This window comes from Anabaenopsis arnoldii, from assembly GCF_028331025.1.
In the GTDB taxonomy this organism is placed as follows: Bacteria; Cyanobacteriota; Cyanobacteriia; order Cyanobacteriales; family Nostocaceae; genus Anabaenopsis; species Anabaenopsis arnoldii.
In genome coordinates, this window is record NZ_JAQMUH010000194.1 from 70,499 (window position 1) to 84,309 (window position 13,811).

Below are 13,811 nucleotides of genomic sequence, written 5' to 3' on the forward strand. Positions count from 1 at the left end.
ATATTCTAGTTAATGCCATAATTCCCGCATTCAATGAACAAGGCACTGGATGAAACGCTGTCAATGGAAGTTGCGCAAAATATTAAAAGTAAGGCTCGTCAGCCCTTTGATAATGCTTATAGGGCGCTGTTAGTCACAGATCAGGCGAACTATGTCCAGGGGTTTTTGGCTATAGGGGGTAAACCTTACCAACCTATTGAACATGGTTGGCTAGAGTTGGCTGATACCTCTGGGGAGGATTCTCTAATTAAGATTATAGATCCCAGTCTACCACACCTAAACAAAAAAACTCAAGAACTTTGGTACTTTGCCGCCCAAAGTTTTACCAGGAAACAATTAAAAGCGATTATTGAGGAATCACAGGAAGATTATCCCGAGGATGACCCATTACCGGTTTATGGGGATGCACCCTATGAGTATTATGGTAATGTGATGTTGGGTGGTGGCGAATATTTAGCGGCTTACCAAGCTGCACAGGCTAAGTGTCAAGAACTCAGAGAATCCCTGGAATGAGTCAAACTGGTTTAAATTTATTAGCAATATCTATATTTCTCATGACCCTATCAGTCTTGTTAGGGCCATTAATTCATTTGTCCCCCGCAGTACCTGCGATCGCCACCTTTAGTATTTTGGGAATAGTCACTTTTGACAGTTTTAGTTTACAAGGGCGGGGTGGTACTATAATTTTAGATTGGATTGCTAGTTTTTCTCCCCAACACCGCGATCGCATCATCCACCACGAAGCTGGTCATTTTCTGGCTGCACATCTGCTGAATATCCCTGTGACTGGTTATACTCTCACTGCTTGGGATGCTTGGAAACAAGGACAACCAGGACAGGGGGGTGTGACATTTGATGATGGGGAATTAGCATCCCAATTAGAACGGGGAACAATTAGCGCTCAAATCCTTGACCGTTATTGTACAGTCTGGATGGCGGGCATTGTCGCCGAAACTTTAGTTTTCAATGATGCACAAGGCGGTACTGACGATAAAAGCAAGTTAGCGGGAGTTTTAGCAGGTTTGGGTTTTTCTGCTTCCGCTAGTGAACAGAAACAACGATTTCATCTGCTACAAGCAAAGACTTTATTACAAGCAAATTGGTCTAGTTACCAAGCCTTAGTTAAATCGATGGAACAGGGCGCATCTGTCAGGGATTGTCAGCGGATAATTGCCACAGCTGAATCATCATCACCTATACTATAGATGCTCCTGGTGATAGCGCCAGCACTGCTAAAAGCAGATCGCTGTGGGTGAGAAACAGTAGAATAAATACCTGTCGGTGGGCTGTTAGTCACTTATGGCGTAGATACTCTATCCTGGGGCATATTTTTTTGTGTAAAAACAAGTATTAAGACGACTTTTTCAACCCATGGCTTCCACTCCCCAGAAACTTAGCGGTAATGCAATTCGCGATTCATTCCTTGACTTCTTCGCCCAACGAGGACACAAAATCTTACCCAGCGCCTCCCTCGTTCCCGAAGACCCCACCGTACTGCTAACTATTGCGGGGATGCTACCATTTAAACCCATATTCCTGGGACAGCGCACACCGGAATTTAACCGCGCTACCACATCTCAAAAGTGTATCAGGACTAACGATATTGAAAATGTTGGTCGCACTAAACGCCATCATACATTTTTTGAGATGTTGGGTAACTTTAGCTTTGGTGACTATTTTAAACCACAGGCGATCGCTTGGGGGTGGGAGCTATCCACAAAAATCTTTGGTTTACCACCAGAGCGCCTAGTGGTTAGCGTCTTTCAAGAAGATGACGAAGCCTATAATATCTGGCGCGATGACATCGGCGTACCAGTAGCTAGAATTAAGCGCATGGGTGAAGAAGATAACTTTTGGGTATCTGGTCCTACGGGTCCTTGTGGTCCTTGTTCAGAAATTTATTATGATTTTCACCCAGAACGGGGAGATGAAAATATTGACTTAGAAGACGATACCCGGTTTATCGAATTTTACAACCTGGTGTTTATGCAATATAACCGGGATGCATCGGGTAATTTAACCCCACTGCAAAATAAAAACATTGACACCGGTATGGGTTTGGAAAGGATGGCGCAAATCCTGCAACAAGTCCCCAATAACTACGAAACTGATTTAATTTTCCCGATTATTGAAACCGCTGCTCAGATAGCTAAAATATCATACCACAGCAGCGACGAGAAAACCCAAGTTTCCCTCAAAGTCATTGGTGACCATGTGCGATCTGTAGTCCACATGATTGCTGATGAAATTCGCGCTGCTAATGTGGGACGTGGTTATGTCCTACGGCGCTTAATTCGCCGGGTAGTCCGTCATGGGCGGTTAATTGGTATTAATGGGGAATTTATCACCCAAGTGGCAGAAACCGCAATTTCTCTTTCAGAATCAGCTTACCCCAATGTGCGTCAACGGGAAGCAGCAATTAAAGCCGAACTGCAACGAGAAGAAGCCAATTTCCTTAAAACTCTAGATAGAGGGGAAAAACTGCTCGCGGAAATTATTCAAGAGGTGAAAGCCCAAGGTAAAACTCAAATTAGCGGCGAAAGTGCTTTTACTTTATATGATACCTTTGGTTTCCCCTTAGAACTTACCCAAGAAATCGCCGCCGAAAATCATCTGACTGTGGATGAAGCTGGTTTTGATGCTGAAATGCAAAAACAGGTAGAACGAGCTAAAGCTGCTCACGAAACCATTGATTTAACTGTGCAAGGTTCTTTAGACAAGTTAGCTGAACATATCCACGCTACGGAATTTCTAGGTTATAGTCAACCCGCTTCCACTGCTAAAGTAGAAGCCATATTAATAGATGGTATTGCCCAAGAGGAAGCAGAAGCAGGGACAGAAGTTCAAATTGTCCTCAATCAAACCCCATTTTATGCCGAATCTGGGGGACAAATTGGCGATCGCGGTTATGTCTCCGGTGATGGTGTGTTGGTGCGGGTTACAGATGTGAAAAAAGAATCTGACTTTTTTATCCACTTTGGCCGCATAGAACGCGGTACAATCCGAGTAGGAGATACTGTCACCGCTCAAATTGATCGCGCTTGTCGTCGTCGCGCTCAAGCTAATCATACCGCTACACATTTACTGCAAGCGGCTCTTAAGAAAATTGTTGATGATGGTATATCTCAAGCTGGTTCCCTGGTCTCCTTTGACAGGTTGCGGTTTGACTTTAACTGTCCCCGCGCTTTGACATCAGAGGAAATTCAACAAATTGAAGAACAGGTAAATACCTGGATTGCCGAAGCACATCCAGCTAACATAGAAGTGTTACCTTTAGCAGAAGCCAAGGCTAGAGGTGCCGTGGCTATGTTTGGGGAAAAATACGGCGAACAAGTGCGGGTAATTGACTTTCCCAGTGTCTCTATGGAACTGTGCGGCGGTACTCATGTCAGTAATACTGCGGAAATAGGCAGCTTTAAAATTATCTCAGAGGCGGGTGTGGCTTCTGGGGTGCGGCGCATTGAGGCGGTTTCTGGTCCGGCTATTTTGGATTATCTCAATGTTCGTGATACAGTGGTTAGGGATTTAAGCGATCGCTTTAAGGTTAAACCCGAAGAATTACCGGAGCGGATCACCACACTGCAAACTGAACTGCGCAACGCTGAGAAACAACTAGCAACCCTGAAATCACAGCTGGCGATCGCAAAATCTGACAGTCTACTGCAAACAGTAGAATCTGTAGGGGATTATCAGGTATTGGTAGCGCAGATGGAAGAGGTTGACCCAGAATCATTAAAAACTGCTGCTGAAAGATTACTACAAAAGATTACTCGTGGTGCGGTAGTATTGGGTTCTATTCCTGAAGCTGGTAAAGTCAGTATAGTTGCAGCCTTCAGCCCCGAAGTTAATCAAAAAGGACTCCAAGCAGGTAAATTCGTCGGCGCTATAGCCAAAATTTGCGGTGGTGGTGGTGGTGGAAGACCAAATCTAGCTCAAGCTGGGGGACGGGACACCAATAAATTACCAGAAGCTTTAGCTGAAGCCAAAAGTGATTTAAAATCAGCCTTGAGTTAATTTCTGAGGTCACCCACTGCGGTGCGATCGATGTCAGGAATATATATTAAATTACCAGCATACCAATGGGGAGATTAACAGTAAAAACCTTTTATTGTAGGCATTTACCAGCCCTATTCTCCCTTATCTTCTAACAATCATGTAACAAAACCTGAGTTTAACTCAGGGTTTTTACTCCACCCCATTACTGGTCTGGTTCGATTCCCAGAGCTTTCAATTGTGCTTCCAATTGGGCTGCGCGTTCCTTGGCTGCGATCGCCTCCTGTTGAGCTAATTGAGCTTGTTCCCTAGCTAATTGAGCTTGTTCCCTAGCTAACTGAGCTTGTTCCCTAGCTAACTGAGCGCTTTCTGTCCCAGTGGGTAGCACATCCCCATTTTGATCACACCACCGTAACCAAATATCCTCTTTACCTTCAAACACCCCCGACCATAAAGTTAAGCCTATACCAATTTCTGCAAACCAGAAATTATGCATTTCTAAATACTGTCTAATATTCAGTTGATAAGCGCGCAGTGGTTGCTCCCCGAGCATTTGCAAAGGGTCAAACACTGCGTAGTAGGGAACCCCCATTCTGGCGTAATCTTTCAATTTAGAGCCTAATTCGTTTCCTTCCCGGTTAGAAACTATTTCTATAACCACATCTGGAGTTTTGCCAAATTGCCAAACAAAATAACTGCGGTTCTTTTTTTCTCCCCAATCCGAAGGCATGGTAACATCAATACTGAGGAACACATCAGAGACCAGGGGAGGTAAACCAATACTGTAAAACACCCCGACATTAGCAGCAGCTATAAAATTTTCTGTTTCTGCGGGTGGAACCCAACCGTTGTACAATACCTCTGTTAATAAGCGCTGTTGTTTTTCTGACAGGAAATTATCCACTGGTGTATCATCTTCAGTAACAATATGGGTGATATCTGGTTCAGGTGCAAGCTCAGTTGAGAATATTTCTTTTACCATGATGTCTGCTACCTTCATCTACGGGGCTATTGATGAGAATTAACTGGCTGTTTCAGGTGGCGCAAAGGCGCAAAGAATGGCGGTTAGGTAAGTTGATTTTGGCTCATCTTCAAATTCAGCAACTCCGGGTATTTATATAGCAGTGTTAGCTTTAATGATAATGTTATATATAGTATAGCATCAATTAACTAAGGTTTTGTATTCGGTCATCTTGATATTTATTGACAAAAATACCTGTTTTCACCAGTAACATGAAGGAACTTGATCAACAAAGAGTTGAGATTTTTTTAGATAAATGGCAAGGATCTAGTGGTAATGAAATAGCTAACAAAGACTCATTTTGTTTAGATTTATGTACGGCTTTAGGTGTCCCACCTCCACCCCCTCAAGGTAGGGTTCCCGGTGACCCATATTGTCTGGAAAAAAATGTTAAAATGCCCCAGTCTACAGGAAACATCAAACAGGGGCGCATTGATTTTTATAAACAGGGACATTTTATCTTAGAAGCCAAACAGGGAACTATAAAATCTGGGAATAGTACACCCAAACGCGGCACAAGGGCTTATGATCAATATATGCAAAAAGCATTTATTCAAGCCACTGCTTATGCACCCCATTTACCGGTCAAGCCACCATTTTTATTAACTTGTGATATTGGTGACCATTTTGAGTTGTGGATGGGATTTAGTGGTGATTATGGTGGTTATGGAGCCAGACAAATTATTAAACTAAATGATTTATTAAAACCTGATATTTTTGACTTATTTGTTGATATTTTCACTCAACCCCAAAAGCGCAACCCAGAGAAAATTAGAGCCAAAGTAACACGAGATGTGGCGGGTGATTTAGCTCAGTTAGCCTATTGGTTAGAAAAACAGCAACATCACCCCCAAGAAGTGGCTAATTTTTTGATGCGTTGTATATTTACCATGTTTGCTGAAGATGTGCAACTACTCAAAAGAGGGGTATTTACTGAAGCATTAACCCAAAGATGGCTATGTCAACCCAGCAGCTTTAAGCCAGAGATTGAAACTTTATGGCGCACCATGGACGAAGGGGGAACTTTTGGTTTTGATAGTATATTAAGATTTAATGGTAGTTTGTTTACAAATGCCACAGCTTTTGATTTACCAAAGTCCCAATTAGAGGTATTATTACAAGCAGCTAAAAGAGATTGGAGCCGGGTAGAACCGGCAATTTTTGGAACTTTATTAGAAAGGGCTTTGGATACCAAAGAACGCAGTAAGTTGGGCGCACATTATACGCCGCGTTCTTATGTGGAAAGGTTAGTGCGTCCAGTGGTGATAGAACCGTTACGCCAAGACTGGTTAGAAACAGAAATTGTGGTAGACCAGTTATTAAAAGTTCCAGGAGACTTAGAACCAACGGCGACCCAGAAAAAGAAAGCGGTAGAATTAATCAGAGAATTTCTGCAAAAGTTGAGAACTATTAAAATTCTTGACCCTGCTTGTGGTTCTGGTAACTTTTTGTATGTCACCTTGGATTTACTAAAAACTCTGGAAGCGGAGGTTATTCGCCGCATAGCTGATATTACCGGACAATATCAATCTAGTGTTTTAGATCAAGTTAATGTTTCTCAGTTTTTAGGTATTGAAGTAAATCCCAGAGCTGCTAGTATTGCCGAATTAGTCATCTGGATTGGTTATTTACAATGGTATTTTAAACAATTTGGCAACACTTCCCCACCGGAACCAGTGTTACAGAAATTTAATAATATTGAATATCGAGATGCGGTGTTAGCTTGGGATAGCAAAAAACCCGCCATTGACCCCACCACTCACCCCACCACTCACCAAACCCGCACCCGGTGGGGTGGACGTACTATGAAGCACCCAGTCACGGGGGAAGATATCCCAGACCCTCAAGACCAAATCCCTATTTATAGTTATAGTAATCCGCGGATGGCAATATGGCCAGAGGCTGATTATATTGTCTCCAACCCGCCGTTTATTGGTAATGCCAGAATGCGGGAATTATTGGGTGATGGTTATACTGAAACTTTGCGTCAAGTATATCAAGATGTACCGGATACTGTTGATTTTGTCATGTATTGGTGGCACAAAGCCGCAGATTTAGTCAGAAAGGGTCAGGTAAAGCGCTTTGGTTTGATTACGACTAATACTATTAGTCAGGTGCGGTTAAGGAGTGTGATAGAATATCATTTAAAAGCAAAGCACCCCATTAAGTTAATTTTTGCCATTCCTGACCACCCTTGGACTGATGACGGTGCTGCGGTGCGAATTGCTATGACTGCGGCGGAGTTGGAAGGTTCCCCAGGGTCTCAGGTGGTAGAATTGGGGGAGGTAATCTTGAAGGGGGAGGGAGAAACCCCAGAAGATACGGCAGATTTAATTGATATTGCATGGCAAAATGTCGGGGTGATTTTTAGTAATCTCCGAAGCGGTGCTAATCTTACTAATATCCAACCTCTCAAAGCAAATGATCAACTTTCCAGCCGCGGTATGATGCTTTTTGGTTCTGGGTTTATTATAGAACCAGTTGATTTTACTAAAATTGAGTCAGAAATATTATTTACTTACACTAATGGGAGAGATATATTGCAACGCTCTCGCCATGTCAAGATTATTGATTTCTTTGGTCTGAGTGTAACCGAAGCTGAAAAACTTTATCCTCAAGCATATCAATGGGTTTTAGAGAAAGTCAAACCAGAACGAGATGCTAATCGTGATCAAAATTTACGCAAAAACTGGTGGGTATTTGGTCGCCCTAGACCTGAACTTAGGCTAGCATTGCAAGATATACAGCGATATATTGTCACTGTAGAAACAGCTAAACACCGGGTGTTTATATTTTTAGATCAAGGTGTTATTCCCGATAATAAACTAATTGCGATCGCTCTTGATGATGCCTACTTTTTAGGTGTTCTTTCCAGTAAGATTCATGTTACTTGGGCTTTAGCAGCAGGTGGGACATTAGGGATGGGTGGAGTTTATGTTAAAACAAAATGCTTCGACTCCTTCCCTTTCCCCGAACCCACCGCAGAACAAAAACAAAAAATCCGCGACTTAGGGGAAAAACTTGACGCACACCGCAAACAAGTACAAAGCCAACATCCTGATGTCACAATTACCGGGATGTATAACCTTCTAGAAAAATTACGCACGGGGGAACCCTTCACAGATACCGATAGAAAATATAATGATCAAGCCTTAGTGTCCATCCTCAAATCAATTCACGACCAACTAGACGCGGCGGTTTTTGCTGCTTACGGATGGTCACCGAATATCAGTGATGAGCAAATTCTCAGCCAATTAGTCGCCCTCAATGCTGAACGCGCTGGGGAAGAACGAAATAATTTAATTCGGTGGTTGCGTCCGGAATATCAAGCACCCCATGAAGTGAATACCCAAGTAGCCATTGCAGGTATCACCACAATCCCAGAAACTACAATTACACCCGCACAGCAGCAACCATTCCCCAAAAAATCAAAAGAACAACTTGCAGCCATTCGGGATTTATTACGCACTCACGGCGGTGATTGGACTCTAGAACAAATCATTAAACAGTTTAAACTTACGCCGGGACAAAAGCAAGTCATTGGCGACCATTTAGAAAGTTTAGAATGGTTCAACATTCTAGTTAGCTCCCATGACCATGGCGTGACACGCTGGCGCTATGTAGAAACAGACTTAGCAACTTGACAAATCACCATAATATGTGATAGGTACTTATTACAACTATAATGAACAATCTCTAATCCTGCCGTTGCCAACTCCTCCATCAGTTCCGGTATCTGATGTTTATGGTGTCTCCAAATAGTCACCTCTTCATCTGCCAAAACTTCCACAGTTTTATCTATACCTAACTGCCTGAAGTTTATAGCATAGTGGCGATGAAATTTAATATTAGCTGTAACGCTATCTGTTATTGTATCATACTTTCTCACAAGCTGGCAATCCTCCGCAGCTATGCCTAACTTGTCAGTCATCCATCTATATATTCCGTCTACATGATACTTCAAACCACCCCGAGGTATTCCATCCCATTGGGAATTAACACCAATTTCGTTAGTGAACACCAGCAAATCATTGTGGTTCATGCTGTGTCGGAAGTTTTGTAAGGCTTTACTTCTGTCTTGATGATTGCCAATAGTTACACCTAAATGTAAAAATATCTTAGGTATATCCTCACTCTCTAAAATCTCCGGTGAAATAGGAGTATTTTCTATATCAACCCTGTAACTCTCAAAGTGAACTTGGGGAAACCATTGAGTAAAGTTGGCTTTTGATACGTTCAAAAGTTCCTGGCTAATATCCAAGGCAATATATTTATTTATCCTACCTAATTTAACCAGTCGGGAAATCAATTTTTTCACTGGGTAAGAATTACCAGCACCTACATCTATAATATTTATCCTCTGGTAATTCTCAGAGCTATCGCTTGAGGTTAGCCATTGAGAATTAATATAGTCAAAATTGTCCTGTAATAAATCAATCTCTACGTTGGCAGGTTGAAACCATTGAGGGATAAGATATTTTTGATAAAAACTATGCCATATTTTACCACCTGGACCTTTGTAACCATACTTTAAAGGTATTTCCCGTTTGAGTTCTAATGAGTGAACTAACTCTAAAAGTTCTGCATGGGAGAAAATAGAGTTTAACTCTAGACTTGGCTCCACTAAACGAGTTGTATCTGGGAAAGGTTGGGAATTACTATAGGTTTTTTTAGGTATCATTATGGAGTAGAATTTGAGGAGCTAAATTAAGACTATAACTATAGAGGTTACGACTGCCAAATTTAAATATCATATCATAACCGGGTAATTACTGATAATGAAATCTATCAACCATGTTTAATGTGGTGTGTTACGGTGAATTGTCACTTTCTCCAGGTCATCCAAACCCGGTTAGTGGTAACACACCCTACTGAATATTGACTGTTTGACAGCAATCAAAATAATCCCCGATAGTGAATAAAAACCACAATTGCAGACCAAGATCCCAAGGTAACTTTTATTGCTACTAATAAATTAAGCAAGGGAATCGCGCCACCACTAAAAAGTGTCCCCAATTCTCCGTGGGGTAATTCAAATCCACTCAATGTTATCACTGCTAAGACAATAAAAACCAGCACCGAAATCTTCTCCCACATAGTAGCCTTCCAGCGCTTGTAAATCCCTTGCATCCATTCGGGTGAGGAGGTAATGGCTACTAAGCCGATCGCTGTTCCCCCCGCTACCCCAGCGGCGAAACCACCACCGGGGCTTAGGTGTCCTCTAATTGCTAGTTCGATACCTACTAACGCAGAAATAGTCGCACCCAAACGCGCCAGGATAATTGATGGTTCGTCTTGTAACTGAGAAATTTCTGATAAAGGTTTCTCATCAGCTAACAGATACCGCGCCCCCATGATGGCGATGGTAAATACTACTACTTCAAAGATTGTGTCATAGAGGCGATTTCTGAGAATAATCCCGGTGACTGCATTGGGTATACCACTATCTTTGACAATGGATGCAACTACAGACATATCTCCTAAATCCTTGAGGGAATTGGGGATAATTAACAGGATACAGTAAAACGCTATGCCAGCGGCAATGTAAACCCATTTCATAGCTAGTTGTCCTCTATTTTGGTAAATTTACATAGGATATAGTTGTCAATGGTGACGAAATCTCAGCCTTGATGATTTCATAGATGCGTTGAATTCTAGTCACAGTGTGATAGGGTTGGCTTTGCTCGCCAGTCTCATCCCCTTGGTCACAGGTAGCATGAATTTCTTTATCTATAAGGGCTTTGTGTAATTCTTTGTTATTGATATAAGTAATTACCTCAATACGCATATAGTGTTTACGAAAAATTCGGCGTAATTCCTCCATCAATGGCTGAAAATGGTCTTCCCCGTCTGCGATTACCCCCAGACGCAAAACCAAAGATGAACGCACGGCGATCGCATATAGAGTAACAGCTAGGAAAGTCCCCATTAAAGCTTGGGTCAGAGCCACATCTGCTGCGCCCAAAACAGCAAACACCAAAGCCGCCACAGCGCCCAATATTCCCTGAACAACCAAAGCATTGTATGGGTTGACCTGAAGTACCACCATCAAGGCGGATAAGGGTAACAGGGCGGTAATTATATAGATATAATTATCATTCATAGTCAGCCTCGCTGGTAGAGCAGTATGCCAACACATAGCCCAAGACTGTATTCCAAATTGCCAAGGAGATAAGACCCAAAAGCAGCAAAGGCCATTCACTGGGTATTTTCAGCAGCAGTCCGAAAATAATACTCATAGAGCCGAGGGTATCCGCCACCGAAAGACTATGGAGCTTAAATAATACCGAGCGATGACCCAAGAGGGGGAAGGTTCCCCAAAACCAAAAGGCGATGCCTAAACCTATGCAAATATAACTAATTATCTCTATCATAAATTACCCATGCGCTTCAGTAGATGTGCCAATAACATTAATCCCGCATTACCCACACTCAGGATAATAATCCCCACCACGCCAATCATCCAATCATCACGTAAGACGGATACCATCAGAATCATAATTGATGTTTTGGTGGCAATACTGGCAAAAGCTAACATTTTTTGCCAAATATCATCATCTTGCCAAGCCTCATACATGGGTATGAACAAAGCCAAAATCATCGCAATCATTACCGGATTCATCCCTGTGGCCTCCGTCTTCGGACTCGGTGTACTTCATACCACCCCTGTTCATGATATTTTAATACAATAGTTTTAGGTGTAAAAGTAATCAAGAAAATATCCAGAAAAATCAGCCCTGGGGTGCGTTGGGGTTTAACTCTTTCAATAATTACATCTTCGTGATTATGGGGACGGAAAATTATTTCCACCGCCTCAAAATACGCCTGGGGAATGGCCACAAGCACCTCACCCAGAACACGCAACCAATCCCTTAATGCTTCTGGTACTCTCTGACGACCAGGTAATAACAGTGCAACGGTAACACCAATAATGATATTTGCCACACTCAAATCCGAGGTGAGCAAAAACCAAATAGTCAGTCGCAATATCAGATTTAAATGCCCAATCATGCTAGTATCATCCCCAACAATAGGAGCAACATCAGACTCATGAAACCAATTAGATGTTCAAATTGCTCAAGTACACGTGGCAAAGTCAGTACTGACTGTTGAAAAATCCAAAAATGCTCGAACCAGGCAATGCCGATGATTCCCAGGGATTTGATGATATTCTGTACTGTGTAGGCATCGTCATATATCCGCATCCCCCCAATAATTCCCCCTGTTAATATGATTATCGGTAGCCATAAACCGGAGGGAATGTCCGCTTCTTTCTTGTGGGGTAAAAATATGAATTTAGCATAAACTATAGCCGTTCCCACAGCCCCAATATTCATTAATATCTCTTGCCAAGGTAGGACATTTTTCAATGTCAACATCTTAGCCCCAAAACCTACCAAGAAGGGAAAGCCAGAAATTGACAAGCTACCAATAACTAAGGGAATCCAGATCCTAGTATTCATGGGCTGCGATCGCAGTTCCTGGAAATTACGGCTGGGTAAGTTCCCTGCAATCAGGAACAACAAAGACTTGACCAGCCCATGGCCTAAGGCATAAACACCCCCCACCGCCGGCGCTGCTAGAATCCACCCCAATTGGGAAACAGTACTAAATGCCAGGGTGCGCTTGGTATCCTTTTCAAATAAAGCATAGATTACCCCCAGTAGGGCTGTCCCCACTCCAAATATCCTAACAATGGGTTCAACCTCACTCACCATTAATGCACAGCGCACTAAGGCAAAAACACCAGTTTTAACCACCACTCCTGATAACATAGCTGATACCGGTGTTTCTGATTCTGAGTGGGTCAAGGGTAACCACAGTCCTGATACAAAGATGCCCCCTTTTGTCAATAGTCCGAGAAAAATCAGGGCGATCGCTGTGTTAGGTGCTGTACTCAACCCAGCAAAACTAAAGGAACGATTGGCTTGATAAACCAAAGCAGCGCCCACCAGATAAAACAGCATTGCCGTGTTACTGACAAACAAATAACGCAACGCCACCCAAATAGAGCGTTGACTACGGGGATAGGAAATCAGAAGAAAGGCTGCAATACCCACCACCTCAAGGGCTACATATAAACTGATGAAATCCGCACAGATAAACGCCGCATTAACGCTACCATGTAAGATGATAGCCTGAGTATAAAAAAAAGCCGTCTTCTGTTTCCCCCAACAGTAGAGGATCACTGCTGCCGTCACCAGAGCATTAGTTAATATCAAGTAGGCACTTAACTGATCAACCAGTAATGTCACCCCGAAATTATCCAGTAATTCCAGTGTTAACGGCGAATCCTGTACAAAAACCTGGAAGGCATATACAGCGGAAATTACGGTGACACCTAAGGACACATATCGATCAAGTTGGGGGAGAAGATAAATAACGAACCCCAAAAAAAATGGTAGTGCAATCCAGGTGATGGTGATGGTATTCATGGGGTATTGTTCTTCTCGATTTCGTTACTTTCCAAAGTGGGATTATCCCGCGCCAGCTTCATCACACATACCAGCATTAAAGACTGAATGGAAAATCCGATCACAATTGCTGTTAAAATCACCGCCTGGGGAACCGGGTCGGCGTAGGTGGGATTTTCCCCAGGAGAAACAATGGGTGTGAATAAGCCAGCCCGTGATGCAATTAGCACATAATAGGCGATTACCCCAGTACTCATAACATCCATAGAGATGATCTTCATCACCAGGTTCTTTTTCAAAATTATGCCTAAAAATCCGCACAATATGGTAAACAAGATAGATGCATCTAACACGGGAACTGTCTGTTTAGTAGTGGTAATAAG

The 13,811-nt window shown here is 42.6% G+C and carries 13 protein-coding genes; 4 read left to right on the forward strand and 9 right to left on the reverse strand.

The window, feature by feature from the left end; genetic code table 11:
- Positions 1–33: 33 nt before the first annotated feature.
- From PN457_RS17575 to alaS, 3 genes are all read left to right on the forward strand, one after another.
- Positions 34–513 (forward strand): hypothetical protein, encoded by a 480-nt coding sequence (locus tag PN457_RS17575; protein WP_271734867.1) that lies wholly within the window; start codon positions 34–36, stop codon positions 511–513.
- Positions 510–1,205: an ATP-dependent Zn protease gene (locus PN457_RS17580; RefSeq protein ID WP_271734868.1), complete on the forward strand. Its 696-nt coding sequence runs from the start codon at positions 510–512 to the stop codon at positions 1,203–1,205. Before PN457_RS17575 ends, PN457_RS17580 begins: the two co-directional genes overlap by 4 nt.
- A 166-nt stretch (positions 1,206–1,371) precedes the next feature.
- Positions 1,372–4,014, forward strand: coding sequence for an alanine--tRNA ligase (gene alaS / locus PN457_RS17585; RefSeq protein WP_271734869.1), 2,643 nt, complete (start codon positions 1,372–1,374; stop codon positions 4,012–4,014).
- A 184-nt stretch (positions 4,015–4,198) separates the two neighbouring features.
- Here alaS and PN457_RS17590 read toward each other — a convergent pair whose 3' ends face one another.
- Positions 4,199–4,975 carry a Uma2 family endonuclease gene (locus PN457_RS17590; protein ID WP_271734870.1) on the reverse strand — a complete coding sequence of 259 codons (777 nt, stop codon included), beginning with the start codon at positions 4,973–4,975 and terminating at the stop codon, positions 4,199–4,201.
- Positions 4,976–5,226: 251 nt separating this feature from the next.
- Here PN457_RS17590 and PN457_RS17595 point away from each other — a divergent pair, with 251 nt between their 5' ends.
- Entirely contained in the window at positions 5,227–8,658 is a 3,432-nt protein-coding gene (locus PN457_RS17595) for a DNA methyltransferase (protein WP_271734871.1), read from the forward strand.
- Here the strand turns inward: PN457_RS17595 and PN457_RS17600 are convergent.
- The 8 genes from PN457_RS17600 to PN457_RS17635 form a co-directional block, all read right to left on the reverse strand.
- Positions 8,631–9,695 (reverse strand): L-histidine N(alpha)-methyltransferase, encoded by a 1,065-nt coding sequence (locus PN457_RS17600; RefSeq protein WP_271734872.1) that lies wholly within the window; start codon positions 9,693–9,695, stop codon positions 8,631–8,633. The two genes, PN457_RS17595 and PN457_RS17600, sit on opposite strands and share 28 nt — an antisense overlap.
- A 215-nt stretch (positions 9,696–9,910) precedes the next feature.
- Entirely contained in the window at positions 9,911–10,573 is a 663-nt protein-coding gene (locus tag PN457_RS17605) for a Na(+)/H(+) antiporter subunit B (RefSeq protein ID WP_271734873.1), read from the reverse strand.
- A 13-nt stretch (positions 10,574–10,586) separates the two neighbouring features.
- Positions 10,587–11,117: a DUF4040 domain-containing protein gene (locus PN457_RS17610; RefSeq protein ID WP_271734874.1), complete on the reverse strand. Its 531-nt coding sequence runs from the start codon at positions 11,115–11,117 to the stop codon at positions 10,587–10,589.
- The gene (locus PN457_RS17615; RefSeq protein ID WP_271734875.1) at positions 11,110–11,388 is read right to left on the reverse strand and encodes a monovalent cation/H(+) antiporter subunit G; all 279 of its coding nucleotides are present in this window, start codon (positions 11,386–11,388) and stop codon (positions 11,110–11,112) included. Before PN457_RS17615 ends, PN457_RS17610 begins: the two co-directional genes overlap by 8 nt.
- Positions 11,385–11,636, reverse strand: a complete 252-nt coding sequence (locus tag PN457_RS17620; protein WP_271734876.1) for a hypothetical protein — start codon at positions 11,634–11,636, stop codon at positions 11,385–11,387. The genes PN457_RS17615 and PN457_RS17620 overlap by 4 nt, the downstream gene beginning before the upstream one ends.
- A complete protein-coding gene (locus PN457_RS17625) occupies positions 11,633–12,025 on the reverse strand; it encodes a Na+/H+ antiporter subunit E (protein ID WP_271734878.1) in 393 nt (130 codons plus the stop codon). The genes PN457_RS17620 and PN457_RS17625 overlap by 4 nt, the downstream gene beginning before the upstream one ends.
- Complete coding sequence (locus PN457_RS17630) at positions 12,022–13,449, reverse strand: cation:proton antiporter (protein WP_271734880.1); 1,428 nt, start codon at positions 13,447–13,449, stop codon at positions 12,022–12,024. Before PN457_RS17630 ends, PN457_RS17625 begins: the two co-directional genes overlap by 4 nt.
- Complete coding sequence (locus PN457_RS17635; protein ID WP_271734882.1) at positions 13,446–13,781, reverse strand: cation:proton antiporter subunit C; 336 nt, start codon at positions 13,779–13,781, stop codon at positions 13,446–13,448. Before PN457_RS17635 ends, PN457_RS17630 begins: the two co-directional genes overlap by 4 nt.
- Positions 13,782–13,811: the final 30 nt, after the last annotated feature.

Coding starts and splice junctions, on each gene's coding strand:
- PN457_RS17605 (WP_271734873.1), bottom strand. CDS start 10,573: ATGAAATGGGTTTACATTGCCGCTGGCATAGCGTTTTACTGTATCCTG.
- PN457_RS17600 (WP_271734872.1), bottom strand. CDS start 9,695: ATGATACCTAAAAAAACCTATAGTAATTCCCAACCTTTCCCAGATACA.
- PN457_RS17590 (WP_271734870.1), bottom strand. CDS start 4,975: ATGGTAAAAGAAATATTCTCAACTGAGCTTGCACCTGAACCAGATATC.
- PN457_RS17595 (WP_271734871.1), top strand. CDS start 5,227: ATGAAGGAACTTGATCAACAAAGAGTTGAGATTTTTTTAGATAAATGG.
- alaS (WP_271734869.1), top strand. CDS start 1,372: ATGGCTTCCACTCCCCAGAAACTTAGCGGTAATGCAATTCGCGATTCA.
- PN457_RS17620 (WP_271734876.1), bottom strand. CDS start 11,636: ATGAATCCGGTAATGATTGCGATGATTTTGGCTTTGTTCATACCCATG.
- PN457_RS17575 (WP_271734867.1), top strand. CDS start 34: ATGAACAAGGCACTGGATGAAACGCTGTCAATGGAAGTTGCGCAAAAT.
- PN457_RS17630 (WP_271734880.1), bottom strand. CDS start 13,449: ATGAATACCATCACCATCACCTGGATTGCACTACCATTTTTTTTGGGG.
- PN457_RS17615 (WP_271734875.1), bottom strand. CDS start 11,388: ATGATAGAGATAATTAGTTATATTTGCATAGGTTTAGGCATCGCCTTT.
- PN457_RS17580 (WP_271734868.1), top strand. CDS start 510: ATGAGTCAAACTGGTTTAAATTTATTAGCAATATCTATATTTCTCATG.
- PN457_RS17610 (WP_271734874.1), bottom strand. CDS start 11,117: ATGAATGATAATTATATCTATATAATTACCGCCCTGTTACCCTTATCC.
- PN457_RS17625 (WP_271734878.1), bottom strand. CDS start 12,025: ATGATTGGGCATTTAAATCTGATATTGCGACTGACTATTTGGTTTTTG.